This window comes from Autumnicola aciditolerans, from assembly GCF_041679265.1.
In the GTDB taxonomy this organism is placed as follows: domain Bacteria; phylum Bacteroidota; class Bacteroidia; order Flavobacteriales; family Flavobacteriaceae; genus Autumnicola.
The window spans coordinates 23,446-50,034 of record NZ_JBGFSM010000009.1; the positions used below are offsets into that span (position 1 = coordinate 23,446).

The following is a 26,589-nucleotide window of genomic DNA, read 5'->3' on the forward strand; positions in this document are numbered from 1 at the left end:
ATTACGCGTTAAATTCTTGTAAAAGACCTTTTTGATCAGGGAATACTTTCTACATTTATTCCTTTAAATTCCTCCTGGGAGGAGCCGGAAATTTTAATTTTCGGCGCAAAATTTTAATTATGAAAAAATTACTGTTAGCACTTCTTATTCCAATTCTTTTTTCCTGCAACAGCACAAAAAAAGTAACTTCCAACACTTCTGACAAATTTGTTGCTGAAAATCTTCTTAATAATTCCAAAGCAGAAATAAAAGAAAAATACGCCGGGGCTAATATGGAAGAGGGGAGCGGCATGTTTGAAGAAGGAACCGTAGAACGTTCTTATACCATCCTGTATCCTGAAACCAGCGATGAAGTCCTTATTACCTGGGCAGCTGATGATTCCGGGATTTACGAAATACGCTTTTCTGAAGAAGGGAAATGGAAAACTGCTTCAGGTATAAAAGTGGGGACTACTTACGAAGAGTTGAACAGGCTGAATGGCAAGCCGGTTTCCTTCTATGGTTTTGGCTGGGATTACAGCGGGGCGGTGGTATGGAATGGAGGAAAGCTGGAAAATTCTAACCTCAATATTTTTCTTGGGCCTCAAAATGAACCTGCCGAAAAATTTTACGGAGATCAAATTGTAAAAGCCTCTCCCGGGGAGATTAAAAATTTGGATCTTAAAGTACAGGCGGTTATTCTGAAAAAATCCTGAAAGATAAGTATGTAGCCTGTTAAAAATCAGCAGAATAATCTATATCTTCATTATATAAATTCTGTTGAAATGGCAAAGCATAATTTGCTTGGAAAAAGCGGGGAAGATCTGGCCGCAGAATTTCTTCAGCGAAATGGGTACACTATTCTTACCCGAAATTTCAGGTATCAAAAGGCGGAAGTAGATATTATTGCCCGTACCGATAAAGAATTGATAGCCGTAGAAGTGAAAACCAGAAGTACACCAGACTTTGGAGACCCCCAGGAATTTGTAAAGCAGAAGCAGATCCAGCAGTTATTAAAAGCGGTAGACCATTTTGTAGAAGAACAGGAACTGGATCTTGAGGTGCGGTTTGATATCGTGGCAATCATTAAAAATAAAGCGGGAACTAAAATTGAGCACCTTAAAGACGCCTTTTATCATTTTTAAGCTAATTTCATTCTATATGTTTTTAATAAAAAAACCGCCCCATTTTTGAAATGAGACGGTTTAGGAATGCTTCAACTGTATTACCAGATCTTCACCCGGTCTTCAGGTTTAAGGTACATTTTATCTCCTTCAGAAATATTAAAAGCTTCATAAAAAGCATCAATATTTTGAAGAGGCACATAAGCACGGTACATGCCCGGAGAGTGAGGATCTGTTTTAATCCTGTTTTTCAGTGCTTCGTCCCTCATTTTGGTACGCCAAACGGTGGCCCATGAAAGGAAGAAACGTTGTTCTGGAGTATAACCGTCTATTTTTCCGGGATCCCCATGTTCTTTTAAATGAATTTGAAGCCCATCGTAAGCGGCATTAACCCCTCCTAAATCTCCAATGTTTTCACCTAAGGTAAATTTACCATTAATGTAAACGCTGTCCAGCACTTCAATGTTGCTGTACTGGTCTGCCAGGGCACCTCCAAGATCTTCAAATTGTTCTAAATCTTCATCTGTCCACCAGTTGTTCAGGTTTCCTTCAGCGTCAAAACGTGCGCCACTATCATCAAAACCGTGGGAGATTTCATGGCCGATTACGGCACCAATTCCGCCGTAATTTACCGCAGCATCGGCTTTATAATCATAGAACGGCGGTTGCAATATAGCAGCCGGGAACACAATTTCGTTAAAACTTGGGTTGTAATAAGCATTAACGGTTTGAGGAGGCATGTACCATTCAGATTTATCTACAGGTTCTCCAAGATCGGCCATATTTTCTGCAACTCCCCATTTTTGCGCATTCATCATGTTTTCAAAATAGGAACCACCTTCTTCAGGAGATTTTACCACCATTCCTTCATAATCTTCCCATTTGTCAGGATAACCAACTTTTACATTGAAACTGCTCAATTTTTCAAGCGCTTTTTTCTTGGTATCTTCGCTCATCCAGGGTAATTGCTGTATCCTGTTTTCATAAGCTTTAATGATGTTTCCAATCATTTCCTGGGCTTTTTCTTTAGCTTCAGGCGGGAAATTTTCATCAACATACAATTTACCCAAAGCCTGGCCTACTGTGCCATTTACCGTGGCAAGTGCGCGTTCGTTTCTTGGGCGCTGTTCCTGTGCTCCCTGTAAAGTTTTGTCGTAAAACTCCCAGTTTTCACGTTCCAGGTCTGTGCTTAGAAACGGAGCGGCATCATTAAACATATTCCATTTTAAATAAGCTTTCCAGTCTTCAACAGAATTTTGAGCAAGAACATTTTGAAGCGCTTCCATGTATTGTGGCTGGGTCACTACTATAGTATCCAAATCTTTGGCGCCAATGCCTTCAAAATACCTGTTCCACTCCATAGCGGGAACTGTTTTCTGAAGCTCATTAACCGTCATTGGGTTGTAGGTTTTTCTGGCATCACGCCTTTCTACCTTGTCCATTTGCGGTTTGGCCAGGCTGGTTTCAAAAGCAAGAATGGTTTCTGCTTCCTGTGCCGCCTCTTCTTGAGAATAATCAAGGTACTGGAGCATTTTGGTAATGTATTCCTTATACTTTTCCCTTTTCTCTTTAGAATCGGCATCATCGCCTACATAATAATCCCTGTCTGGCAAGCCTAAACCTGAAGGGTTAAGATAAGCCACATTCATATTACTGTCTTTACGGTCTGCCCTTACTCTAAAAGAGAAAAAGCCGGCACTTCCGTAATCGCTCATCTCTACCAGGAAATTCTGGAGATCTTCTTTCGACTGAATAGAATCAATTTTGGCAAGATATGGCTTTATGGGAGCGATACCCATTTTATTCCTGGAAACGGTATCCATGATGCTTTTGTAAAGCGCCACGGCCTTGGCCTGGTCTTCGGCTAAATTGGCATCAGGATTGGAAGCAGATTCTTCCAGGATCTTTAATGCATCATTATCGGTTTCCTGGCGCAGCTCCATAAAACTTCCCCAGGTAGTCCTGTCACTTGGGATTTCTGTGGAATCCAGCCATTTTCCATTTACATATCTGAAGAAATTGTCTTTAGGGCTGCTTGTGGTATCCATATAAGCCAGATTGATCCCGTGGATTTCTTCTTCTTTGGTCGATTTATCTTCATCCTGGCAGCCGGTCAAAAGTGCTGAACCCAGGGCAGAAAATAAAAGGACATTTTTAAGTGTTTTCATGTTTGTATTTAAAATTATTGACGTGCTAAAGTAACAAAAACCAAAATATGGTTTAAAAAAATATTGCTGTTCATAATTGCGCAAAAAAGATGCCTAATTTCCTAGTTTTAAGCGGAGTCTGGTATCAAAACTTTTCTTGAGGCGGGTAACTTCCTCTACATTTTCGTTGGGAATGCTAATGGAAAGCACGTAATGTTTGATCTTCCATTCTCCATTGTTGTTTTCAAGAACCCCGGAGCCGCGGCAAATTCCCATTTGTGTGTCCAGGAGTTCATCAAACCAGGAATATTTTCCATTTTCTCCTAAGTAAATATTGCGTTCCAAAACTTTAAAATCCCAGGCTTTGCCTTTATCGAAGTAAGGTTTGGAAAATTTCCTGAACTCTTCATTTTGCCAGTTTTCGCTAGCATCTGTGCCAATAAACACAGCGTCTTTGGTCATCAAATTAAAATACGCATCAAAATTTGCGGTTGCGGCAGCTTTATGCCACTGGTTAAGGGTGTGATTGATCTCCTTTTTAACTGAATTACCGGAAGACAGATCCTGGGCATTGCCGGTAATGCTTACTGCCAGGAATAGCAGAAAAAAATTTTTCATTTTATTGCTGATTTTCATTCTGGTTTTGCTGCTGAAGCTTTGCTATGGAATCGTTTTGTGCTTCCAGGTTCTCCTCTTCCATTACATCCAGTTCCTTCTCAAAATCCTCAAGGCTTTTCAGGAAAATTTCATTTAGCTGAATCTTCAGGTTATTGAATTCCGTAGGAATTTCTTCCGAAATATCTTTTATTTCCTCAGGGTCCGGATCTCTTTTTGAAGCGGCAAACTGCAGCAGCCTGGATTTGGTGGTAAGAACATTAAGCCTTGCTTCAACGGCATTGGTACGCAAAGAATGTGGCAGGGAAGTTTGGAGGGAATGCATAATTTCTGCCAGGGGAGAAGCATTCTCCATTACGTCTCTTAAACTCGCGTCCTGGAATTTTTGAATCTCATTCTGGGCGGTAATATATTCAATCCACTGGCCGGCGTATTCCCTTGCTTCCGGAACCAATTGTACCTGCTGGGTGGTAACGGCTATTTCCTTTCCAAAAGCGGTGGTATCTACTTCATCATCAGTAGCGGTCTCAGCATCTTTTTCTTTACAGGAAAATAAGATCAAGATTCCTAAAAAAAGCACGGTTTTTTTCATGTGGTTATTTTGCAGGGATGGAAGTTGTTTTTCTGCGATATAAATTTAGGTTAATTCCGCAGGAAATAAAACCTGTAAAAGAAGGATTTTATTGTGCTGCCTTTTCGAGATCAAATTGAAAGATGTTTAAAAATAAGATAGTTTTAAGGCTTTTCGTTGGAGAAAGCCTTGCGAAAATAGATATCTTTGCGGAAAATTTAATACGATGGCTGGAAAAATTCTCATTATTGGCGCAAGCGGACAGATAGGAACCGAGCTTTGCCTGAAGTTAAGGGAAATTCATGGTAATAAAAATGTGATTGCAAGTGATATAAAAGAGGGGAATGAGGAGTTGATGCACTCCGGCCCTTTTGAAGTGGCCAATGCCATGGACGGCGAATTGATTGCCCGGCTGGTGGAGAAACATAATGTTGCTGAGGTTTATCTTATGGCTGCAATGTTAAGCGGTACTGCTGAAAAAGCGCCAATGAAAGCCTGGGCTTTGAATATGGATTCTCTTTTTAACGTTTTGAACCTTGCCCGTGATAAAAAGATTGAAAAAGTTTTCTGGCCTTCCAGTATCGCTGTTTTTGGGCCAAGTACCCCAAAGGAGCAAACGCCGCAGGCTACTGTAATGGAACCTACCACTGTTTACGGCATAAGCAAACAAACCGGGGAACGCTGGTGTGAATATTTTCACAGGATTTATGGTGTGGATGTGAGAAGTATTAGATACCCGGGGATTATAAGTTATAGAACTCTTCCAGGTGGCGGAACTACAGATTATGCCGTGGAAATTTTTCATGAAGCTGTAAGAAAGGGATCCTACACTTCTTTTTTAAGTGAAAATACCTCGCTGCCCATGATGTTTATGGAAGATGCTATTAAAGCCACTATAGATATTATGGCTGCTCCGGCTGAAAAGATAAAGGTGAGGTCTTCTTATAATCTTTCAGCGATGAGCTTTACTCCCAAAATTCTCGCGGAAGAAATAAAGAAGAAAATGCCGGATTTCAGTATAGATTACAAGCCCGATTTTCGTCAGAAAATAGCCGATTCCTGGCCATCAAGCATAGATGATTCTCAAGCCAGAAAAGATTGGGGCTGGCAGCATAAATTCGGGTTAGAAAGCCTAACGAAAGAAATGCTTAAAGGCGTGGAAGCGCAGTTTCAAAAAACCAGTTCTGCCAATCCCGGGTAACTGGTAATATAAAATAACAGGAATAAAAAAAGCCGCTTTAATAGCGGCTTTGAAGATAAAATAGAAACTTATATTATTCTATAACGCGCACTTGGCTAGCGTTTACTCCTTTTCTTCCTTCAACTTCAACATACTCTACTTTGTCACCCTCGTTTAGGGTTTCGCCGTCAAGTCCTGTAATGTGAACAAAGATGTCTCTTCCGGTTTCGTCGTTGGTAATGAATCCATAACCTTTAGACTCATTGAAAAATTTTACTGTACCTTCCATTGTAAAAAAATAAATAATTATTAAAGTACAAACTTAGCATAATATCTTTGACATGGATGTACGATTTTAAAATTTATTTTAAAAATTCTCTGAATCAGGGTTTTAATCCTGCCCCTTTTCCTGCATCCTTCTAATATTCTTGTTGGAGAGGGTATAATCTTCAAGTCTTTTTCCTTTCCACCTCACATACAGGAAGATGGGCATAAGGATAAAGGCACTTGCCAGAACAGCAATTCCTATTAAACGGTCCCCTAAAAGAATATTGTCCTGTGTTCTAAAATAGAATCCTACTCCAATTGCAATCAAGATAGCAATACCCAAAACTTTCATTACAGTATTCATATTTTATACGGTTGCTTCAATTAATTTTTTGCGGTAAGCGGTAAGTAATTTGGATTTGGAAATAAATCCCTGGTAAACTTCATCTTTTACCACCGGAAGGTTCCAGGCGTTACTATCCTGGAATTTACGCATAATTTCTTTCATTCTGTCATTACGGATGTCTATAATCTCCGGCGCCCTTTGCATGATCTCACTTACCTTTACCTCATCATACAATTTCTGGTCAAACATAATTGGCCTTATATCATCCAACAGAATGATTCCCAATAACGTGCCATTCTCTTCTACTACGGGAAAAATGTTTCGGGAAGATTTTACCACCCCTTCTTTCAGCACCTCTCCTAAGGTCATTTGGGGATGCAATGAAATAAAGTTCTTTTCAATTAGGCGGTTAATGTTCATAAGGGTTAATACCATCTGGTCCTTATTATGGGTAAGCAATTCTCCCCTTGCTGCCAGTTCCATGGTATAAACGGAGTGTGGCTGGAACTGGGCAGTAATCATAAAAGAAATTGCAGCCGTAATCATTAATGGGATAAAAAGCTCATAGCCATGCGTGAGCTCTGCAATAAGGAAGATGGCGGTAAGCGGCGCGTGCAAGACTCCTGCCATTAACCCGGCCATTCCCACAAGCGTAAAATTACTCACTGAAATAGGGTTTTTCAGAATATTAAGATGATTAAGCACCAGGGCATAGCAATGGCCCAAAGCGCTTCCCATAAAAAGCACCGGTGCAAAAATACCTCCCACGCCGCCTGCGGCAAAAGTTAAGGAAGAAGCAATAATCTTAAAAACCACCAGGCCAAGGAGCAAAATAATGACCACCCAAAAATTCTCCAGATAAGCATTAAAGAAATTGGTGCCCAAAGCTTCCAGATAATTTTCCTGTAATAAATTGTTAATCACGCTGTAGCCCTCCCCGTATAGCGGCGGAATAAAATAGATGAGAATACCTAAACCTGCGCCACATATCAAAAGGCGCAAGAGGGGAGAATTAGTTTTTTCAAAAAGTTTATGAACACTAAAATAAACTTTTGAAAAGTAAATTGAAACCAATGAAGCCAGAATTCCCAGCAATACATAATAAGGAACTTCAGAAATAATAAACTTGTCCTTGAGCTCAAATGGCAGAATAAGCTGGCTTCCGAAGAAAAAATATGAAGTTAAAATTGCTGAAACCGAGGCAAGCAGCAGTGGCAGCAGAGAAGAAAGCGTAAGGTCCAGGCTAAAAACTTCTATGGCAAAAATAATTGCCGCAATGGGAGCTTTAAAAATGGAAGACATTGCTCCTGCAGCGGCACAGCCTATAAGCAGGGTTCGGGATGCCTGGTTAAGTAAAAACATCCTTGAAATGTTGGACCCCAAAGATGCTCCTGTGGCCACCGTAGGGCCTTCCAGCCCAACAGATCCTCCAAAACCTACTGTTATAGGAGCAGTTATAAGAGAAGCGTACATCTGGAACCTGGTCATGATTCCCTTCTTCTGGGAAATGGCGTGCAGTGTGGTTGGAATCCCATGGCCAACATTTTTCCTGAAAATAAGGCGAACTATGGCCATAGTTAATGCCAGGCCAATCATTGGAAAAATAAAGTAAAAGGCGTCATGATAGTTCGCGATAAACTCTCCTTCCAGAAGTGTTTGAATAAAATGGGTAAGGTTCTTAATGGCCACGGCACCCAGGCCGGCAATAAAACCTATTATGGCACTTAGCAGCATTAAAAACTGCTGGTGGGTGAGATGCTTTGTTTTCCAGTCCAGGAACCTGTGCAATAAAGACTTACTGAATTTTGACACTCAAAAGATATTTAAATTACTGAAGCTAAAAAATCCCGCCTCATGGCAGGATTTGAAAATATTATATTTTAACCTGAAGATGCAGCTCTTTTAGTTGTTCTTCATCTAGTCTTGCAGGGGCATCTATCATTACATCGCGGCCTGCATTATTTTTGGGGAATGCAATATAATCCCGAATGGTTTCCTGTCCTCCCAGGATTGCCACAAGGCGATCAAAGCCAAAAGCAATTCCCCCGTGGGGTGGAGCTCCGTACTGGAAGGCATCCATAAGAAAGCCAAACTGTTCTTTAGCCTCTTCTTCAGAAAAGCCTAAATAGTGGAACATCCTGGACTGGGTTTTTTTATCGTGTATCCTAATGGAACCACCGCCAATTTCATTTCCGTTTAGTACAAGGTCGTAAGCATTAGCCCTTACGTCCCCGGGACTGGTTTCCAGTAACGGGATGTCTTCCTTTTTAGGTGAAGTGAATGGATGGTGCATGGCATGATAACGCCCGGTTTCTTCATCCCATTCCAAAAGTGGGAAATCCAGCACCCATAGCGGGGCAAATTCATCTGGCTTTCTAAGGCCAAGTTCATTGCCCAAAAACATCCTTAATGCGCTTAGTTGGGTTCTTGTTTTGGTGGTTTCACCTGCCATAACTAAAATAAGGTCACCGGGATTGGCTCCTGTTTTCTCTGCCCATGCCTTTAGGTCTTCTTCAGCATAAAATTTATCTACTGAAGATTTAAAGCTGCCGTCTTCATTATATTTTGCCCAAACCAGGCCATTAGCGCCAATTTGAGGTCGCTTAACCCAGGCAATGAGATTGTCTATTTCTTTCCTGGTATAAGAAGCAGCGCCTGGAACGGCAATTCCCACCACGAGTTCCTGCTGATCGAAAACGTTGAATCCTTTATCCTTCGCAACTTCGTTTAAATTGGCAAATTCCATCCCAAACCTAATGTCTGGTTTGTCATTACCGTACTTTTCCATGGCTTCAGCATAAGTCATCCTTGGAAAATCCTCAATTTCAATTCCGTTTACTTCTTTAAGGAGATGGCGGGTAAGACCTTCAAAGGTGTTCAGGATGTCTTCCTGTTCCACAAAAGCCATTTCGCAGTCAATCTGGGTAAATTCCGGCTGGCGGTCGGCACGCAAATCTTCGTCCCTGAAGCATTTCACAATCTGGAAATATTTGTCCATTCCGCCTACCATAAGCAACTGCTTGAAAGTTTGGGGGGATTGTGGCAAGGCGTAAAACTGCCCTTCATTCATCCTGCTGGGTACTACAAAATCACGGGCACCCTCAGGAGTGGATTTTATAAGATAAGGGGTTTCCACTTCAATAAAACCGGCGCCGGAAAGATAGTTTCTTACCTGCATGCCAACTTTATGCCTGAAAACGAGCTTGTTTTTAACCGGATTCCTGCGGATGTCCAGGTAGCGGTATTTCATTCTTAAATCTTCCCCTCCGTCTGTCTCTTCTTCAATAGTAAAAGGCGGGGTAAGGGAAGTGTTTAGAATAGTTAATTCTGAAACCATAACCTCAACATGGCCGGTGGGCATATTTGGGTTTTTCGACTCCCTTTCTATAACCTCTCCTTTTACCTGGATAACAAATTCCCGGCCTAATTTTTCGGCTTTCTGCATCAGGTCTTTAGAGGAACGTTCTTCGTCAAACATTAGCTGGGTAATCCCGTAGCGATCCCTGAGATCTACCCAAATCATAAAGCCCTTATTCCTAATTTTCTGAACCCAACCGGAGAGTTGCACTTGCTCCGCCGTATTTGCCATATTCAGTTCCCCGCAGGTATGACTTCTGTACATATCTTCCTAAGATTTAAAAGTGGGGCAAAAGTAATAAGTTCTTAGGGTTTTAGATAATATATGCTGTATAAAAAAACAGGTTTATAGAAACCTATTTTAAATAAAAAAACATACTTACATGTTTAGTAATCAGTTAACTAATATTTCAATGTTAATTTAATGTTACGTAATTATTGCTTTATTGTAAATAATTAAATATATTTGTAAAGCAAACATTAAAAGATACAGGAGATGAAGAAGTTAAAATATATGCTGATTGGCGCTGCCTTAATTTTTACAGGGGCTGTTTCAGCACAGGAAAAGAAGCCCGATTTTGAGAAACAGGGCGATTTAATTAAAGGAACGTTTTATTATGAAGATGGAAGTGTTAGACAGGAAGGTACGTACAAGGAAGGGGAGCTCCACGGGGAGTGGATTTCTTACAATAAAGAAGGTGAAAAGACAGCAGTCGGTCAATACAACATGGGTGAAAAAACTGGCAAATGGTTTTTTTGGAACGAGGACAAATTAACAGAAGTTGATTACAAAAACAGCCAGATTGCATCCGTAAATAGTTGGAAAAGTGACAGAAATGCCGTGACCAGTAATTAAAAATTTATACTATATAAATGAAGAAACCTGAAGTTTTGCTTCGGGTTTTTTTATGGAAAATAATTACTTCCTCCGGAGGTTTAGAAAGTCCCTGAAATTGGTTTTAAGGTGTTTAAACTGCTGTGAATTACATGCTGAATATTGCAGTAGGACAATGCTTTTGCGGAATAAAAATGTAACCCGAAGTTTTTGGCTTCGGGTTATCTAATTTTAATCGGAAAGCTGTTATGCAGAAACCTGTTGTTTCCTTTCTTTTCTTGCCAATCGTTTGTCTCTTGTTTTTACTTTCGCCCTGTTTACCAGGTAGAACATTACCGGTACTACAATAAGGGTAAGGAAGGTGGCAAAAACAAGCCCAAAGATTACCGTCCAGGCCAAAGGCCCCCAAAAGATCACGTTATCTCCTCCTATATAAATCCCTGGATTGTAATCTATAAACAGCCCAAAGAAGTCGATATTTAGTCCCACCGCCAGTGGGATAAGCCCAAGTACGGTAGTGATTGCCGTTAATAATACGGGACGTAACCTGGATTTTCCACCCCGCACGATACAGTCGAAATATTCAGCGCGGGTAAGCAATTCGTCATCTTCATATCCAAGTGCGGCTTTTTTCCGGTCAATAAGAATTTGTGTGTAATCTATAAGCACAATGGCATTGTTTACCACAATTCCCGCCAGGGAGATAATTCCCATCATCGTCATGATAATGATAAAATCCATCTGGAAAATAATGAGTCCAAGAAATACTCCAACCAGGCTTAGTACCACTGCCATTACTATAATAATTGGTTTGGAGACCGAATTAAACTGCGCCACAAGAATAAGCAGGATCCCGCCAATTGCAATAAGAAGCGCTTTTATAAGGAAGTTCATATTTTCAGCCTGCTTCTCCTGCTCTCCGGTAAATTCAAAGCTCATATCTTCTGGTAAATCATAGTTGTTGAGTTGCGTTTTAAGCTGCTCAACAATTTCATTTCCATTATAGCCTTCCAAAACATTGGAGTAAATGGTAATTACTCTTTTAAGGTCTTTCCTTTTTATGGAGCTGAAAGAGGAAGCCACATTGGTTTCTACCAAAGATGAGATTGGCACCTGTACAATTTCGCCATTATTCTGGTTCTTGAAGGTGATGGGCTGGTTGAAAAGCACATTTTCATCGTACCTGTACTTATCGTCAAAACGCACATTTACCTCGTAATCGTCATCACCTTCTTTATAGGTGGATACTTCTTCTCCATAAATGGCCCTTCTTAAAGTCTGCCCTACAGTAGATGTGGAAACTCCCAGCTGCCCCGCTTTTTGCCGGTCTACCCGCACATCAAGCTCAGGTTTAGACTTGTTTACATCTATTTTTAATTCTTCTATCCCCGGAATGCTGAGATTTTGAATATAAGACCTTAAATCTTCTGCCTGGGCGAGCATTTGTTCATAATCTTCACCTTTTAGTTCTATGTTAATAGGATAACCTGAAGGTGGCCCGGCGGCATCTTTTTCCACAATTATGGAAGCACCTGGAAATCCCTGCACGGCATCCCGAACTTCAGAGAGCACCTGGCTGCTCTCTACCCCGCGGCGTTTTTTGAACTCCCGCATTACAAGGGTTACCTTACCTTTGTGGGGCATGGAGTTTTGCTGCCCACCATCGGTTTGGGGGTTTCCTGCCCCTTCCCCCACCTGGGAAATCATAGATTCCACCATAAAGTTATAGCCATCTTCATCTTCATATTTGTCTATAACATCAAAGATGCGCTCTTCTACTTTTTTGGTGAGTTCATTGGTTTTTTTAATATCGGTTCCTTCCGGATATTCTATATAAGTAATAATTTGCTTTGGCTGGTTTTCAGGGAAAAACAGAACTTCCGGCTGTACCAGGCCTATCAGTACAAAAGACAGCACGAGGAGCAGTAAGGTTCCGAAGAAAAAGCCGTAGGCCTTTCTTCCTCTCAAGGCATATTTTAAGGTGCGTTCATAATTGTTTTCCAGTTTTTTTAAAGCCTTAAACTGGAAGTAATCCACAGCCCCTGATAACACGTATTTATAAAACCAAAGTAATAAAACCGCGAGAATCGAAAGATTTCCAATGGCACGTAAGACTCCTGCGTCAACAACATATCCTGCAATAAGGGAAATGACTCCTAATCCACCAAGGATGATGCTGATGCGGATGAGTTTCTTTTTAGAAATCTTTCCTTCTTCTGTTTCCATGAACTGGGAAGTAAGCATAGAGTTTATAATAAGTGCCACAAATAATGAGGAACCTAATACAATAGAAAGTGTAATGGGAAAAATCATCATGAATTTACCAATGGTTCCTGGCCACAGGCCTAGCGGGAAAAAGGCCATAAGGGTAGTGGCAGTGGAGGCTATAATTGGCCAGGCGATTTCTCCCAGTCCCTGTTTGGCTGCTTTTATCCTGGGCATACCTTCAGCCATAAGGCTATAGACATTTTCCACCACTACAATCCCGTTATCCACCAGCATTCCCAGCCCCATTACCAGTGCAAAAAGCACCATGGTATTAAGGGTATAGCCAAGGCTGGAAAGCACGATGTAGGACAGGAACATGGAAAGCGGAATCGCCAGCCCTACAAAAAGGGCATTCCTGAAACCAAGGAAAAACATGAGTACCAGTACCACGAGGATTACCCCAAAAATAATATTGTTTACCAGGTCATCCACCTGGTTTCGGGTATCTGTGGAAAGGTCGTTCGTTAGGGTAATTTCCAGGCCTTCCGGCAAATACTCTTCCTGTGCTGTATTAACCAGTTCTTTAATCTGGTCTACGGCTTCAATCATATTTTTACCGCTTCGTTTTTTTACATCCAGCATTACCACCGGTTCTCCATATTCCCTGGCAAAGGTGGTAGGGTCTTTTTCATGAAATCGTATCGTGGCGATATCTCTTAAAAAGATATTTCCCCCATCGCGCTTAACCACGACATCTTCCAGTTCTGAAGGTTCTTCAATTTCACCTATTATCCTGATGTTTTTTTGAACTCCGCTGGTGATCACATTTCCTCCCGAGATGGTGCGGTTTTCCATACTTACCGCATTTATAATGTCACTGAAGCTTACCTGGGCAGCCGTCATTTTATAAATATCAACGGCAATTTCAACCTCCATTTCTTCAGCGCCACGAATACTGGCTTCTTTTATTTGCGGAAGCAGTTCTATTTTCTCCTGAAGATATTCAGCATAATCCTTTAGCTGCTGTACGGGATAATTTCCTGTAAGGTTGATATTGAGAATAGGCTGTGCTTCAGAAAAGTTAAGGTCAAAAACATGGGGTTCCACCTTTGCACCATTGTCCATAGTAGGCCAGGTGGTTTCGGCTTTAACCATGTCTACCTTATCCTTGACCTTTTGCTTGGCAACCTCTACGTCTATATCGTCTTCAAATTCAACAATTACCAGGGAGTAATCCTGAAGGGTGGTGGAGGTGATCTCTTTTATGCCGCCCACATCGCTAAATTCTTCTTCCAGCGGCTCCGTGATAAATTTCTCTACATCTTCTGCCGAGTTTCCCGGGTTTACAGAACTTACATAAATCTTGGTTTCTATAATCTCGGGAAAAGATTCCCGGGGCATATTGTAGTAAGAAATCAATCCGCCAATCATGATAATCGCAATAATGACGTATACCGTCATCTTATTATCTATGGCCCACGAAGAGAGTTTAAATTCCTTATCTATGTTTTTCATTTTTTCTAATTTCTGAATTTTACCTCCTGCCCGTCGCGCAGGTCTTTTGAGCCTTCTACAATAATGGTCTGGCCGGCTTCCAACCCGCTTGTAATCTCAATTGAATCTCCGGAAACATATCCAGTCTCCACAATTATCTTTTTGGCTACCCCGATGTTTTCCGATTCGTTCCTGTCTTCAAGAACATACACCAGGCTTTCTCCCATCGCATTTTTTTGCACGGTACTCTCAGGAACAATAATGGCCTCCTCAGCAGTATAGTCGTTAAGCTTTAAGGTGGCAATCTGGTTTGGTTTTATAAGCCCTTCTTCATTAGGAACCGAAACTTTAACCTGGAAGGTCCTGTTGCTGGGATTTATGGTATTGCTTACCTGGCTTACCTCACCTTCAAATTCTTTAGAGGCTATTTGTACTTTAACCTCTGTTCCTTTCTGGATTTGCCCTAAATAGGTTTCCGGAACATCAGCTTGCACATACATATTGCTGAGGTTTACCAACCTGAACAAAGGAGACTGGCCAGGATTTACCACTTCTCCCTGCTCTGTAATCACTTCGTCAATAATCCCGCTGAAAGGAGCTCTTACCACGGTTTTCGCGATCTGGGATTTTAACCTTTCTACTGAGCTTTGCATAGACTCATAATTTGTTTTTGCCTCCAGGTATTGCATTTCTGAACCAATATTCTGGTCCCAAAGCCGCTTTTGGCGTTCAAAGGTAGTTTTTGCCAGGCTTGCCTGGGCTTCCAGTTGCGCAAGTTCGCTGGAAAGGCCACCATCATCTATGGTGGCTAAAACTTCTCCTTTATTTACACGGTTTCCTTCACTTACCCTCACGTTACTGAGAATTCCGGAAAATTCAGGAAAGATCACAATATTCTGGTCTGTGGCAACATCTCCCTGTACCTGTGCATAATGCCTGAAAACGGTATCATTTACAGCTTCTATGGTCACCAGGTTAAGGCGTTTATTCTTGTCCAGCCTGTTAATGGCTTCATCCAGCCGGTCAATTTTGGAAGCCAGTTCGCTTTGTTGCTTACTGAGTTCAGTTTTTGTTTCCCGAATTTCCTCCAGGTTATTGGATGCTATTACGTCTTCTACAGATTTTTCGGAATTTCCCCCGCAGGCAAAAAGCAGCGATGAAATACTAAACAGGACAGCTATTTTTCTCATGGGTGAAAGGATATGGTTTTTAGTCTTCATTATTGTAAGTTGTGGTGTCTAACAAATTTTCCAGTTCTACTTTAGCGGTAATTACGTTAAACATGGATTGTAAATAGTTTTGTTGCGCGGTGTATAATTGCCTTTGCGCCTCGCTTAGCTCGAAACTGCTGGCAATACCTTCAAAAAATTTCACCTGGTTTTTTTCTTCTATACGCTCTGCCAGTTCCAGATTGCGTTGCTGATTCTGGTAATTTTCTATGCTGAAGAGGTATTCAGATTTAGCGGAATTGATCTGATTTTTTACCTCATTTCTGGTTCTTTCAAGATCTACTAAAGCCTGTTCATAGGCGATTTTTTTCTGCTGGGTCCTGGCGCTTCGCATCCCACTGCTAAAAATTGGAATATTCAGGCTTAAGCCCATAATGGATTGATCAAAATAATCCTGATCACTGCTAAAAAATGTAAAATCATCACTGTAGCCCTGGAGGCCGTAATTAAGAAAACCTGAAAGTCTTGGCAGGGCCTTCGCTTTTTCCAGCCTTACCTGTATTTGTGCAGACTCAGCAGTATTTTGGGCAATACGGTAATCTATATTTTCTTCTACGGGAATGTTCTTTTCCAACAGTTGAAGGTCTACATATTCCCGGGTTACCTGGTCCAGGTCTTCAGTTAAATTAACTTCAGCTTCCACGGGAATCCCAAGAGTGAGGTTAAGCATTTCATGAGCGATATTAAGCATGCGTTCACTTCGGTTTAAATTGTTTTGCAATCCCAGAAGCGTAATTTCCAGTTGTTCCACATCTTCCTGTTCTGCCATTCCGTTTTCATAGATCTGGCTGGTTTCGTCGTAATTTTTCTGAACAGTAGCTACATTGTTTTTAAGAATATCAACACTTTCCCTGGCAAGAAGAACATTTCCGTAGGCATTAATCACCGCTTCCTTTACCTGTTGATTGGTTTTGGTTTTGGCATTTTCAGAAATCTGAAGAAGGGTTTTGGCAGATTGTATGCCCACGATATAAGAGCCATCAAAAATAAGCTGATTCCAGGTAGCCGTCCCGTTAAGGCTTTGTTTTGTACCAAACTGAACGGGGATAAAACCTTCCGGGGCATTTACGGGAACATCATTCCTTTGAACATTTTCAAAATAGTCCTGAATGATATTTATGGTGCTTTGGGTATTATCAAAAGCAGCAGCAGGAAGTAAAGTTACGGGCTGTTTCAGGAAGTTTTGATAATCTACATTAGCGCCAATTTGCGGTAAACCCTGGGCGATGATTTCCCATTTTTGTTTCAGGGCTATTTGGATATCTTTTTGCGCATTTATAACCGCATAATTGTTTTCCATAGCCATGGCTACGGCCTCATCCAGGCTAAGATTGTATTCGGTGTTTGCGTTTTCCTGTGAAAAGCCTAAAAGGGGGAGCAGGAAAATTAAAAAGGACAGTTTGTTTTTACTTATTATTCTCATGGGTACCTATAAATTCTTCAAGTGTTTTAATTCCTTTTGGCGTGCAAATAGCACGAAGGTGATAATGCAAAAATTCTTCGGTTAAATCCTGTTCACTAAATTCATCTATTGGAAAAATATCTTTATCTTTTACTCCCATCATGCCCACAAAATGTATTCTGCATACAAAAGGAATATTTATCTGGTCGCGATAATCCCCGGAATCAATCCCCCGCTGTATATTTTTTGAAACACAATTTTGTAACACATCAAATTGCTCTCGAATAAGATTTTGAAAGATCTTAGGGTAGTATTTTTTTAGCTGAAAATGCGGAGAGGTTTTCTCTCCCTTAAGGTGCTGATTTACAAAATGTTTAATTTCAAAGTTTTCTACAACGGGATTAAGGTTTTTGGCACGAATCTCTTCAATTCCTTTCGAGATATAGCATAACAAATGAGAACTGGTTGCCTCCACCAGTTTGGTTTTAGTGGAAAAATGCGTGTAAATGGTTTTTTTCGATATTCCCAGTTTTTCCGCAATATCGTCCATAGTGACACTTTTAAAACCATAAGTCAGAAACATTTCTGAAGCAGCCATTAAAATCTTTTCTCTCACCTTTTCGAAATTTCGTGCAAAAATACATAAGGAAACTTTTAAAACAAGAAAAGTTTCCAAAGTTTTACTGATATTTAACATCTGCTTAAAATTTGAAATACTTTCAATTATGGTATTTTAGCATAAAAAAATTCCTGCATGCTTTCTATCCCTGAGTACAGAGAAGCCATTACCAACTATTTACACGAAAAAGTACAGGTAAAAGAACCTGTAAATTTGTATGAACCCATGCTTTATATACTTAAACAGGGAGGGAAACGGCTACGTCCTGTTCTTGTTCTTATGGCAACCGAAATTTTTAACGGCGATTACAGAAAAGCCCTGGATGCGGCCCTGGCTATAGAGATCTTTCATAATTTTTCTCTTGTTCATGATGATATTATGGATGCGGCACCTATTAGAAGAGGGAAGGAAACCGTGCATGAGAAATGGGATATTAATACCGGCATACTTTCAGGAGATGCCATGCTGATAAATGCTTATCAGCTTTTTGAGAGTTATGAAGGTGAAGTATTTAAAGAGCTTGCCCGGCTTTTTACCAAAACTGCCATCGAGGTATGCGAAGGCCAGCAATATGATATTGATTTTGAGACGCGCGAAGATGTAAGTATTGAAGAGTACCTTAAGATGATAGAGTATAAAACAGCAGTTCTTGTGGGCGCATCATTACGAATGGGTGCCATTATTGCGGGAGAAACTAAAGAATGCAAGGAAGCCATTTATCAATACGGGCGATTACTGGGAATTGCTTTCCAGCTGCAGGATGACTATCTGGATGCTTTTGGAGATCCGGAAACTTTTGGCAAGCAACCGGGTGGGGATATTATCGAAAATAAAAAGACCTTTCTTTATTTAAAAGCCAAAGAAGCCTCGGGCAAAAGGGAGGCCATGCACCTGGAGCATCTGTACTCCATTACCCCAGGAGAGAATTCAGAAAAAATTGAAGCGGTAAAACACATCTTTGAGGCCAGTGGAGCAGCAGAGCTTACCCGCAGAGAAATTGAAAGATATACTAATATGGCTTTTGGTATCCTGGATAAACTCATTATCTCTGAGGAGAAAAAGGAACCTTTAAGGAGGTTTGGGCAATCTTTAATGGAGCGGGAAGTTTAAGAGCCTTTGTATTTTCTATTGTCAAATTAGGAGGAGCAGCAAATTTTTACTGAATATTATACTTTCTGCTATGTTAAAATTCTTATAATGCATAACATAAATATATTATATGCGGCAAAGTCTTTTTTTTAAAAATTGTACTTTTGCTGTGTTTTACACTTAAAAGAAACATTAGTTTCAAATTATGGATAGATTTTCATTTCTAAATGCCGCACATACCGCTTATTTCGCAGAACTTTATGATCAATATTTACAGTATCCTGATAGCGTAGAGCCAAGTTGGCGCGCGTTCTTTCAGGGTTTTGATTTTGGATTGCAACAGGATGGTATCTCCCGGGAAGTACTGGAAGAAGCACCCGCAGGTTTTGAAGAAGGTGAAGTTCCGGAACATGTAGTTAAGGAATTTCAGGTAATAAGGCTGATTGACGGATACCGCACCAGAGGGCATTTATTTACAAAAACAAACCCGGTAAGGGAAAGAAGACAATATGCTCCTACTTTAGATATAGAGAACTTTGGTCTTTCTAAACAAGACCTGGATACTATTTTTAATGCCGGAGAAGTTCTTGGTATTGGACCTAAAAGTCTTCAGGAGATCATCAACCACCTTGAACATATTTATTGTGAATCCATTGGGGTGGAATATATGTTTATTAGGAAGCCGGAAGAGATCGAGTGGATTCAGAAAAAACTGAACATTAATGAAAACCATCCCAAATTTGAGGTGGCTCAGAAAAAGCAAATTCTTAGAAAACTAAACGAGGCGGTTTCCTTTGAAGGCTTTTTACATACCAAATATGTAGGGCAAAAACGCTTTTCGCTGGAAGGAGGGGAGAGTTTAATTCCCGCTCTGGACGCGCTTATTGAAAAAGCCGCTGAACACGGGATTAAAGATTTTGTGATGGGAATGGCGCATCGCGGTCGCTTAAATACCCTTACCAACATTTTTGGAAAAAGCGCCAAAGATATCTTTAGTGAGTTTGACGGGAAAGATTATGAACAGGATATTTTTGACGGGGATGTAAAATATCATCTGGGCTGGACCTCCTGCCGCACTACAGATAATGGCAACGACATTAACATTAATATTGCTCCTAACCCCTCACACCTGGAAACTGTGGGAGCTGTGGTAGAAGGAATTGCCAGGGCTAAAAAGGACCGGCATTATAACGGAGACAGTTCTAAGGTGCTTCCTATTCTTGTACATGGCGATGCGGCAATAGCCGCGCAGGGCGTAGTGTATGAAGTTATACAAATGGCCCAGCTGGATGGGTACAGCAATGGCGGTACAATCCATATTGTAGTGAATAACCAGATTGGTTTTACCACAAATTATCTGGATGCAAGGTCTTCTACGTATTGTACAGATGTTGCCAAGGTTACCCTTTCTCCGGTACTTCATGTTAATGCTGATGATGCCGAGGCTGTGGTACATTCTATTCTTTTTGCACTGGAATTCCGGATGAAGTTCCATCGCGATGTTTTTATAGATTTACTTGGCTATCGTAAATATGGCCATAACGAAGGGGATGAGCCAAGATTTACCCAGCCTAAGCTTTATAAAGCTATTGCAAAACATCAAAACGCCCGAGATATATATGCTGAAAAGCTTAAAAAAGAAGGCGTTATAGATGACAGCTTCCTGCAGAAGCTGGAAGACGATTACAAAGCCAGCCTGGAAGAAAGCCTTGAAGATTCGCGAAAAGAAGAAAAAACCAGGATCACTCCTTTTATGCAGGATGAGTGGGAAGGTTTTGATAATGCCCAGGAGGATAAGATGATGGAAGAAGTAGATACCACCTATGCCATTGAAAAACTGGACAAGGTGGCTGAGGCTGTTTCCAAATTGCCGGAAGGAAAGAAGTTTATGCGTAAGATCGATAAACTGGTGAACCTGCGGCATAAAATGTATTTTGAAGACAATAAGCTGGACTGGTCTATGGCAGAGCATTTGGCTTACGGGTCTCTTATGAAGGAAGGTTACCATATTCGAATAAGCGGGCAGGACAGTGAAAGAGGTACCTTCTCACATCGGCATGCGGTATTAAAAGTAGAAGATAGTGAAGAAGAAATTATTCTTCATAATAATATAGAAGGAAGAACAGGTGAATTTTTCATCTATAATTCGCCGCTTTCTGAATATGGGGTGGTTGGATTCGATTATGGTTATGCCATGGCCAGCCCAAATACCCTTACCATCTGGGAAGCACAGTTTGGGGATTTTGTGAACGGCGCGCAAATTATGATAGACCAGTATATTTCTGCGGCAGAAGATAAATGGAAGTTGCAGAACGGGCTGGTAATGTTCCTGCCTCATGGCTATGAAGGCCAGGGAGCAGAACACTCGTCAGGAAGGATGGAACGTTTCCTTCAGCTTTGTGCTAAGGATAATATGTATGTGGCTGATATTACCACACCGGCGAATATGTTTCATTTGTTAAGAAGGCAGATGAAGGTTGGTTTTAGAAAACCACTTATTGTTTTTACACCTAAAAGTTTGCTTAGACATCCAAAGGTAATTTCTACCAAAGAAGAATTTGCAAATGGTAGTTTTCAGCCTTTAATCGACGCCGGAAATGCCAAACCTGATAAAGTGAAGAGCCTCGTGTTCTGTACAGGGAAATTTTACTATGACCTTTTGGAATTTAAGGAAGAAAACAACCGGGAAGATGTGGCACTGGTAAGAATAGAGCAATTGTTCCCTTTGCCGGTAAAACAGATGAAAGAAACCATTAGTAAATATAAAAATGCAGACGACCTGGTTTGGGCACAGGAAGAACCAAGGAATATGGGTGCCTATGGACATTTATTGCTGCATTTTGATGACGCCCGGAGTATGAGGGTTTGCAGCAGGAAGTTTTACGGAGCACCGGCCGCAGGTAGTTCTGTACGTTATAAAAAACGCCATCAAAGAGTAATTGCAGGAGTTTTTGATAAATCCTTACAGGAATCAGTTTAATAAATAAAAAGAATAACCTTTCTGCCAAGGCAGAAGACCAAAAATAAAAATTAAGATCATGGCCTTAGAAATGAAAGTTCCTTCTCCAGGGGAATCCATCACAGAAGTTGAAATTGCACAGTGGTTAGTGGAAGATGGAGAATACGTAGAAAAAGATCAGGCAATTGCCGAAGTGGACAGCGATAAAGCTACCCTTGAACTTCCGGCAGAAGCCAGTGGAATTATTACCTTAAAAGCTGAAGAAGGTGATGCCGTAGCCGTTGGGGAAGTAGTGTGCCTAATAGATACCGATGCCCCAAAACCCGGAGGCGACAATAAAAAAGATGAATCTGCCGAAGAGGAGGTGACAGAACAGGAGGAAGAAACTTCAACTAAAGCCGATAGTAAAAAGGCTGAACCTAAAGAAGAAAAACCTTCCAAATCTACTACTCCAGAGCAAAAGCAGGATACTTATGCTTCCGGAAGTCCTTCTCCCGCGGCCAAAAAAATCCTTGACGAAAAAGGAATGGATTCTAAATCTGTAAAAGGAACCGGCAGGGACGGCAGGATTACCAAAGAAGATGCCGTACAGGCCAAAGCTTCTATGGGAACTCCGGGAACCGGAAAACGAGGAGAATCCCGTAAAAAGATGTCTATGCTTCGCCGCAAAGTTGCAGAAAGGCTGGTAAGCGCAAAGACCGAGACCGCCATGTTAACTACTTTTAATGAGGTAGACATGTCTCCAATTTTTGCGCTTCGTAAAAAATATAAAGAAGAATTTAAGGATAAACACGGGGTGAGCCTAGGGTTTATGTCCTTCTTTACTTTGGCTGTAACCCGCGCTTTAGATCTTTTTCCTGATGTAAACTCTATGATAGATGGAGATTATAAAGTTAGCTACGATTATAAAGATATTAGTATTGCCGTTTCCGGCCCTAAAGGATTGATGGTGCCGGTAATTAGAAATGCTGAAAACCTTAGCTTTAGAGGAGTTGAAGAAGAAGTGAAGCGACTGGCCTTAAAAGCAAGGGATGGAAATATTACTGTAGACGATATGACTGGCGGAACATTTACCATCACCAATGGTGGAGTTTTTGGTTCTATGTTGTCTACTCCAATCATTAACCCTCCGCAAAGTGCCATTCTTGGAATGCACAATATTGTGGAACGTCCTGTGGCGATAGATGGCCATGTTGAAATCAGGCCAATTATGTATGTGGCCCTTTCTTACGACCATAGGATTATTGACGGTAAAGAATCTGTAGGCTTCCTTGTTGCTGTGAAAGAGGCCTTAGAAAATCCGGAAGAATTACTAATGGATAACGATGTGAAGAGAGCCCTGGAACTGTAATGTTCTCAGATAAATAAATAAAAAGCCGCACGTTGATGCGGCTTTTTTGATTTTGCTAATCAAAATTAAAATAAGAAGTAAAGGTTTAAAAAATTCAGAAATAAGACCCCCACTATAAAAATAGTCAGGATAATGAGTGAGGCCGGTTCTAAACTTCTTTTTTTAATAATAGACATGTTTCTAACATTAACTTCTTCAAAGATAAGTTTCTCTGCTGCTCCTGTCAAAGGGGAAAAATCCCCTAAATATTATTTTAAGTACAAGGCTTTTTTGCCATAATCTATAACCGCTTTACCCTTTTTTAGCAGATCGGCACCAATAATGCCGTGCACTTTTTCAGCATCATGATTAATAAGCGCCTCATTTACATGCCGAAGGTCAAAAAGCACCAGGTCTACCTTTTTCTTCTTCCAGCCTTTAATCTGGATCAGGTTCTTCTGGGCAATTTGAGTAAGCATGTTAGTGGCTCCCGCTCCTGCCGCTTTTACATCACTATCTTCAGCAATTAGTTCAAAATGTTTTACGGCTTCCATGCCCACACAGGTGCTGGAGGCGCCGGTGTCTAAAATAAAATTGCCTTCAATATTATTGATTTTCGCAACTATTTCTATATGATTGGTTTTAGTGTATTTAAATTTTATACGCTGATATCCTTTTTCTTTCAGCAATTTTCTTAGAGATGACATTCTTTCTTTTTTCACAAAGATAGGTCTTCAAAATAAATTATTTTTGTGTTTATGATTTTAACAGACACTCACACGCATTTATACAGCGAAGCTTTTAATGAAGATAGAAAAGAAGCCATTTCCAAAGCCATAGATGCCGGGATTGAACGCTTTTTTATCCCCGCTATAGATTCAGAATATGTGCCGGGAATGTATAAACTGCAGGAAGATTATCCTGAAAATGTTTTTTTGATGATGGGGCTGCATCCCACGCATGTTAAAGAAAACTTTGAAGAAGAACTTGCCAATGTGGAAACCCAGTTTAAAAAGAATAGTTTTTATGCCGTTGGCGAAATTGGAATAGATTTGTACTGGGATAAAAGCACACTTTCTATACAACAGGAAGCTTTTAAAAGACAGATCCGCCTGGCTAAAAATCACGGTTTACCTATTGTTATTCACTGCCGGGAGGCTTTTGATGAGGTTTTTGAGGTGCTGGAAAGTGAAAAGGGAGAAGAGCTCTTCGGGATTTTTCACTGCTTCACAGGAAACCTGGAACAGGCCAAAAAGGCCCTTTCCTATAATATGAAACTGGGGATTGGAGGGGTGGTGACCTTTAAAAATGGTAAAATTGATCGTTTTCTTGACCAGGTTTCCATTGAAGATATTGTGCTGGAAACAGACGCGCCTTATCTGGCGCCAACCCCCTTCCGCGGGAAAAGAAACGATCCGGTTTATCTTCTAAAAGTAGCTGAAAAAGTAGCTGAAATCTATAATTTAAAGCTTGAAGAGGTGGCCAGGATTACTACTGCCAATTCTCAGGCTGTTTTTGGGGTATAAAGAGGAATTTTTGTATTTTCTTGAGTAACTGCGGCATTCTGTTGAAGGAGTTTTGTTTATATTGCCCTTTAAATACAATTGAATTAATACAAGCTGTTGAAGCCTAGATAAAAAAATTAGTGAGCAATTTTGAAGATATAAGATTTTACAAAGATGAGGAAGTGGAGCAAGCCCTGCGGGAATATGTAAGGCATCCTATGGTTAAGGCGCTGCTTCAGTTTACATTCCCGGAAAAGGAATATTCTGAAATTGAGGAATTGGTGGTGGCATGCCGCTCCATTAGGGATTTCCAGACAAAAGTAATCTATCATTCCGTAGAGAAAGTTCTGGAAAAAACCACTGAAGGCCTTACTTATAGCGGCTTTGATAAGTTGAAGGAGGATGAGTCTTATTTTTACATCTCCAATCATCGAGATATTATCCTGGATACATCTTTGCTGAACTACACCCTTTATGATCATAATCTCGTCATGACTGCTTCGGCTATTGGGGATAACCTGGTGAAAAAGAATTTTCTACTTGCGCTTTCACGGCTTAACCGGAATTTCCTGGTGCTGCGGGGACTTGGGCCAAGGCAAATGCTGAAGAGTTCCATGAAACTTTCAGAATATATTCGCAAACTTCTATTCGAAGATAACAGGTCTGTATGGATGGCACAGCGGGAAGGCCGCACCAAAGACGGCAGTGACCATACCCAGCAGGGGGTTTTAAAAATGCTCGCCATGGCGAAAGGGGATTTAAGCCTGGCGGAATATTTTACCAAATTAAAGATGGTGCCGGTGGCCATGTCTTACGAATTTGACCCTACAGATATTCTTAAAATGCCTGAACTTATGGCTAAGCGAATGCAGGAAACTTATGTGAAATCTGCAAATGAGGATTTTAATTCTATCATGCAGGGCGCGTTGGGACAAAAAGGGAGAATTCATATTAGCGCCTGCGGAGTTCTGGATGAACAGGTTTTTGCTGAAATTGAAAATAATGCCGGCTCTGTAAATGATCAGCTAAAGGCAGTGGCAGAAAAGATTGACCAGAAAATATATGAAAACTATAAATTATGGCCCGCCAATTACATTGCCTGTGATTTGGTAAATAATAATGAAAAATACGCTTCTAAATATACCGATAAGGAAAAGCGGCAGTTTGAAAGGAGGCTTACCAGGAGAGTTGGGTATAAAAATGCGCTGGAGCTTAACAGTTATCTGCTTATGTATGCAAATCCTGTGATCAACAAAGAAAGCATGTATGAGAAAAAGCGCTAAGATCCTGCTCGTCTATACCGGTGGTACCATTGGAATGATTAAGGATTATGAGACAGGAGCGTTAAAGGCTTTTAATTTTGATGAGTTACTTCAGAATATACCTGAACTTAAAATTCTGGAACATGAAATTCATACCCTAAGCTTTGAAAATCCTATAGATTCATCCAATATGAATCCCGGTTACTGGCTTAAAATCGCTGAGACTATAGCAAAAAATTATGAAGATTACGATGGCTTTGTAGTGCTTCACGGGAGTGATACCATGTCTTATACCGCTTCTGCACTAAGTTTTATGTTTGAAAATCTACATAAACCCATCATATTTACAGGTTCACAGTTGCCCATTGGAGATTTAAGAACAGATGCAAAAGAAAATTTAATTACCAGTATCCAGATTGCCGGACTTCAAAAAAACGGGAGGCCTGTTTTATCTGAAGTAGGGCTATATTTTGAATATAAATTGTACCGGGCAAACCGTACCACCAAGATTAATGCAGAGCATTTCCAGGCTTTCGCTTCGCCTAATTATATACCTTTGGCAGAATCTGGGGTATATCTTTCAGTGAATGAGCAGGCAATATGGAAATCAGATAAAAAACAAAAGATGAAGCTGCACCGGGAGTTGTGCCGTGATATTCTTATCCTGAAAATATTTCCGGGAATTACAGAAGATGCTATGGAATATCTTCTTTCTAAAAAAGATTTGAAAGGAGTGGTCCTGGAAACTTATGGAAGTGGCAATGCTCCAAACGACAGATGGTTTTTAAATATTCTGAAGGAAAAAATTTCTTCGGGATTAAAAATAGTAAATGTTACCCAGTGCATAGGTGGAAGCGTGGTCATGGGGAATTATGAAACCAGTACCGGCCTGAAAAACATAGGAGTAGTGTCTGGAAAAAATATTACCACAGAAGCGGCAGTTGGAAAACTAATGTATTTATTGGAAAAAGATTTATCTCCCAAAGTATTTAAAACTATCTTTGAAACATCATTAAGGGGCGAAATGTCATAAAAATTAACGCATCATGCTTGACGATGTATTATTTTTTT

22 protein-coding genes are annotated in these 26,589 nt (G+C 40.6%); 10 read left to right on the forward strand and 12 right to left on the reverse strand.

Annotated features, from left to right (window positions below):
* The first annotated feature begins 119 nt into the window (after window positions 1-119).
* Window positions 120-695, forward strand: a complete 576-nt coding sequence (locus AB8M93_RS11185; protein WP_373057674.1) for a hypothetical protein — start codon at window positions 120-122, stop codon at window positions 693-695.
* A gap of 69 nt (window positions 696-764) precedes the next feature.
* Window positions 765-1,124: a YraN family protein gene (locus tag AB8M93_RS11190; protein WP_373057675.1), complete on the forward strand. Its 360-nt coding sequence runs from the start codon at window positions 765-767 to the stop codon at window positions 1,122-1,124.
* Between the two features lie 80 nt (window positions 1,125-1,204).
* Here AB8M93_RS11190 and AB8M93_RS11195 read toward each other — a convergent pair whose 3' ends face one another.
* From AB8M93_RS11195 to AB8M93_RS11205, 3 genes are all read right to left on the reverse strand, one after another.
* Window positions 1,205-3,271, reverse strand: a complete 2,067-nt coding sequence (locus AB8M93_RS11195) for a M13 family metallopeptidase (RefSeq protein ID WP_373057676.1) — start codon at window positions 3,269-3,271, stop codon at window positions 1,205-1,207.
* 93 nt (window positions 3,272-3,364) lie between these two features.
* A complete protein-coding gene (locus tag AB8M93_RS11200) occupies window positions 3,365-3,868 on the reverse strand; it encodes a nuclear transport factor 2 family protein (protein WP_373057677.1) in 504 nt (167 codons plus the stop codon).
* A gap of 1 nt (window position 3,869) precedes the next feature.
* Window positions 3,870-4,457 (reverse strand): hypothetical protein, encoded by a 588-nt coding sequence (locus AB8M93_RS11205; RefSeq protein ID WP_373057678.1) that lies wholly within the window; start codon window positions 4,455-4,457, stop codon window positions 3,870-3,872.
* Between the two features lie 205 nt (window positions 4,458-4,662).
* On the opposite strand from AB8M93_RS11205, the gene AB8M93_RS11210 reads away from it, so the two are divergent.
* Window positions 4,663-5,637, forward strand: coding sequence for an NAD-dependent epimerase/dehydratase family protein (locus tag AB8M93_RS11210; RefSeq protein WP_373057679.1), 975 nt, complete (start codon window positions 4,663-4,665; stop codon window positions 5,635-5,637).
* Window positions 5,638-5,710: 73 nt separating this feature from the next.
* Here AB8M93_RS11210 and AB8M93_RS11215 read toward each other — a convergent pair whose 3' ends face one another.
* The 4 genes from AB8M93_RS11215 to aspS form a co-directional block, all read right to left on the reverse strand.
* A complete protein-coding gene (locus AB8M93_RS11215) occupies window positions 5,711-5,905 on the reverse strand; it encodes a cold-shock protein (protein WP_311501620.1) in 195 nt (64 codons plus the stop codon).
* Between the two features lie 102 nt (window positions 5,906-6,007).
* Window positions 6,008-6,247 (reverse strand): hypothetical protein, encoded by a 240-nt coding sequence (locus AB8M93_RS11220; protein ID WP_373057680.1) that lies wholly within the window; start codon window positions 6,245-6,247, stop codon window positions 6,008-6,010.
* Between the two features lie 3 nt (window positions 6,248-6,250).
* The gene (locus AB8M93_RS11225; protein ID WP_373057681.1) at window positions 6,251-8,041 is read right to left on the reverse strand and encodes a chloride channel protein; all 1,791 of its coding nucleotides are present in this window, start codon (window positions 8,039-8,041) and stop codon (window positions 6,251-6,253) included.
* Window positions 8,042-8,102: 61 nt separating this feature from the next.
* The gene (gene aspS / locus AB8M93_RS11230; protein ID WP_373057682.1) at window positions 8,103-9,851 is read right to left on the reverse strand and encodes an aspartate--tRNA ligase; all 1,749 of its coding nucleotides are present in this window, start codon (window positions 9,849-9,851) and stop codon (window positions 8,103-8,105) included.
* Between the two features lie 231 nt (window positions 9,852-10,082).
* Here aspS and AB8M93_RS11235 point away from each other — a divergent pair, with 231 nt between their 5' ends.
* Window positions 10,083-10,442, forward strand: coding sequence for a toxin-antitoxin system YwqK family antitoxin (locus AB8M93_RS11235; protein ID WP_373057683.1), 360 nt, complete (start codon window positions 10,083-10,085; stop codon window positions 10,440-10,442).
* 225 nt (window positions 10,443-10,667) lie between these two features.
* Here the strand turns inward: AB8M93_RS11235 and AB8M93_RS11240 are convergent, their stop codons facing one another.
* Genes AB8M93_RS11240 through AB8M93_RS11255 form a run of 4 tightly spaced genes read right to left on the reverse strand, consistent with a single transcriptional unit; the run spans window position 10,668 to window position 17,451 of the window.
* Complete coding sequence (locus AB8M93_RS11240; RefSeq protein WP_373057684.1) at window positions 10,668-14,144, reverse strand: efflux RND transporter permease subunit; 3,477 nt, start codon at window positions 14,142-14,144, stop codon at window positions 10,668-10,670.
* A 5-nt stretch (window positions 14,145-14,149) separates the two neighbouring features.
* A complete protein-coding gene (locus AB8M93_RS11245) occupies window positions 14,150-15,343 on the reverse strand; it encodes an efflux RND transporter periplasmic adaptor subunit (RefSeq protein WP_373057685.1) in 1,194 nt (397 codons plus the stop codon).
* Entirely contained in the window at window positions 15,333-16,775 is a 1,443-nt protein-coding gene (locus AB8M93_RS11250; RefSeq protein WP_373057686.1) for a TolC family protein, read from the reverse strand. Before AB8M93_RS11250 ends, AB8M93_RS11245 begins: the two co-directional genes overlap by 11 nt.
* The gene (locus tag AB8M93_RS11255) at window positions 16,759-17,451 is read right to left on the reverse strand and encodes a TetR/AcrR family transcriptional regulator (RefSeq protein WP_373057687.1); all 693 of its coding nucleotides are present in this window, start codon (window positions 17,449-17,451) and stop codon (window positions 16,759-16,761) included. The genes AB8M93_RS11250 and AB8M93_RS11255 overlap by 17 nt, the downstream gene beginning before the upstream one ends.
* Window positions 17,452-17,508: 57 nt before the next feature.
* Between AB8M93_RS11255 and AB8M93_RS11260 the strand changes: the two genes are divergently transcribed.
* The 3 genes from AB8M93_RS11260 to odhB all read left to right on the forward strand — a co-directional run bounded on the left by AB8M93_RS11260 (window position 17,509) and on the right by odhB (window position 22,772).
* Window positions 17,509-18,483 (forward strand): polyprenyl synthetase family protein, encoded by a 975-nt coding sequence (locus tag AB8M93_RS11260; RefSeq protein ID WP_373057688.1) that lies wholly within the window; start codon window positions 17,509-17,511, stop codon window positions 18,481-18,483.
* Window positions 18,484-18,667: 184 nt separating this feature from the next.
* Entirely contained in the window at window positions 18,668-21,442 is a 2,775-nt protein-coding gene (locus tag AB8M93_RS11265) for a 2-oxoglutarate dehydrogenase E1 component (RefSeq protein WP_373057689.1), read from the forward strand.
* Between the two features lie 58 nt (window positions 21,443-21,500).
* The gene (gene odhB / locus AB8M93_RS11270) at window positions 21,501-22,772 is read left to right on the forward strand and encodes a 2-oxoglutarate dehydrogenase complex dihydrolipoyllysine-residue succinyltransferase (protein ID WP_373057690.1); all 1,272 of its coding nucleotides are present in this window, start codon (window positions 21,501-21,503) and stop codon (window positions 22,770-22,772) included.
* 248 nt (window positions 22,773-23,020) lie between these two features.
* Here the strand turns inward: odhB and AB8M93_RS11275 are convergent, their stop codons facing one another.
* Window positions 23,021-23,458, reverse strand: coding sequence for a retropepsin-like aspartic protease (locus AB8M93_RS11275; protein WP_373057691.1), 438 nt, complete (start codon window positions 23,456-23,458; stop codon window positions 23,021-23,023).
* A 51-nt stretch (window positions 23,459-23,509) separates the two neighbouring features.
* On the opposite strand from AB8M93_RS11275, the gene AB8M93_RS11280 reads away from it, so the two are divergent.
* The 3 genes from AB8M93_RS11280 (at window position 23,510) to AB8M93_RS11290 (ending at window position 26,551) form a co-directional block, all read left to right on the forward strand.
* The gene (locus AB8M93_RS11280; protein ID WP_373057692.1) at window positions 23,510-24,277 is read left to right on the forward strand and encodes a TatD family hydrolase; all 768 of its coding nucleotides are present in this window, start codon (window positions 23,510-23,512) and stop codon (window positions 24,275-24,277) included.
* Between the two features lie 119 nt (window positions 24,278-24,396).
* A complete protein-coding gene (locus tag AB8M93_RS11285) occupies window positions 24,397-25,539 on the forward strand; it encodes a 1-acyl-sn-glycerol-3-phosphate acyltransferase (protein WP_373057693.1) in 1,143 nt (380 codons plus the stop codon).
* A complete protein-coding gene (locus tag AB8M93_RS11290; protein WP_373057694.1) occupies window positions 25,523-26,551 on the forward strand; it encodes an asparaginase in 1,029 nt (342 codons plus the stop codon). Before AB8M93_RS11285 ends, AB8M93_RS11290 begins: the two co-directional genes overlap by 17 nt.
* The last annotated feature ends 38 nt before the right edge of the window (window positions 26,552-26,589 follow it).

Bases quoted from the DNA above. Each gene is read 5' to 3' on its own strand.
- AB8M93_RS11260 (WP_373057688.1), top strand. From the start codon at position 17,509: ATGCTTTCTATCCCTGAGTACAGAGAAGCCATTACCAACTATTTACAC.
- AB8M93_RS11220 (WP_373057680.1), bottom strand. From the start codon at position 6,247: ATGAATACTGTAATGAAAGTTTTGGGTATTGCTATCTTGATTGCAATT.
- AB8M93_RS11210 (WP_373057679.1), top strand. From the start codon at position 4,663: ATGGCTGGAAAAATTCTCATTATTGGCGCAAGCGGACAGATAGGAACC.
- aspS (WP_373057682.1), bottom strand. From the start codon at position 9,851: ATGTACAGAAGTCATACCTGCGGGGAACTGAATATGGCAAATACGGCG.
- AB8M93_RS11215 (WP_311501620.1), bottom strand. From the start codon at position 5,905: ATGGAAGGTACAGTAAAATTTTTCAATGAGTCTAAAGGTTATGGATTC.
- AB8M93_RS11205 (WP_373057678.1), bottom strand. From the start codon at position 4,457: ATGAAAAAAACCGTGCTTTTTTTAGGAATCTTGATCTTATTTTCCTGT.
- AB8M93_RS11250 (WP_373057686.1), bottom strand. From the start codon at position 16,775: ATGAGAATAATAAGTAAAAACAAACTGTCCTTTTTAATTTTCCTGCTC.
- AB8M93_RS11290 (WP_373057694.1), top strand. From the start codon at position 25,523: ATGAGAAAAAGCGCTAAGATCCTGCTCGTCTATACCGGTGGTACCATT.
- AB8M93_RS11255 (WP_373057687.1), bottom strand. From the start codon at position 17,451: ATGTTAAATATCAGTAAAACTTTGGAAACTTTTCTTGTTTTAAAAGTT.
- AB8M93_RS11235 (WP_373057683.1), top strand. From the start codon at position 10,083: ATGAAGAAGTTAAAATATATGCTGATTGGCGCTGCCTTAATTTTTACA.
- AB8M93_RS11245 (WP_373057685.1), bottom strand. From the start codon at position 15,343: ATGAAGACTAAAAACCATATCCTTTCACCCATGAGAAAAATAGCTGTC.
- AB8M93_RS11190 (WP_373057675.1), top strand. From the start codon at position 765: ATGGCAAAGCATAATTTGCTTGGAAAAAGCGGGGAAGATCTGGCCGCA.
- AB8M93_RS11280 (WP_373057692.1), top strand. From the start codon at position 23,510: ATGATTTTAACAGACACTCACACGCATTTATACAGCGAAGCTTTTAAT.
- AB8M93_RS11275 (WP_373057691.1), bottom strand. From the start codon at position 23,458: ATGTCATCTCTAAGAAAATTGCTGAAAGAAAAAGGATATCAGCGTATA.
- AB8M93_RS11185 (WP_373057674.1), top strand. From the start codon at position 120: ATGAAAAAATTACTGTTAGCACTTCTTATTCCAATTCTTTTTTCCTGC.
- AB8M93_RS11240 (WP_373057684.1), bottom strand. From the start codon at position 14,144: ATGAAAAACATAGATAAGGAATTTAAACTCTCTTCGTGGGCCATAGAT.
- odhB (WP_373057690.1), top strand. From the start codon at position 21,501: ATGGCCTTAGAAATGAAAGTTCCTTCTCCAGGGGAATCCATCACAGAA.
- AB8M93_RS11195 (WP_373057676.1), bottom strand. From the start codon at position 3,271: ATGAAAACACTTAAAAATGTCCTTTTATTTTCTGCCCTGGGTTCAGCA.
- AB8M93_RS11265 (WP_373057689.1), top strand. From the start codon at position 18,668: ATGGATAGATTTTCATTTCTAAATGCCGCACATACCGCTTATTTCGCA.
- AB8M93_RS11200 (WP_373057677.1), bottom strand. From the start codon at position 3,868: ATGAAAAATTTTTTTCTGCTATTCCTGGCAGTAAGCATTACCGGCAAT.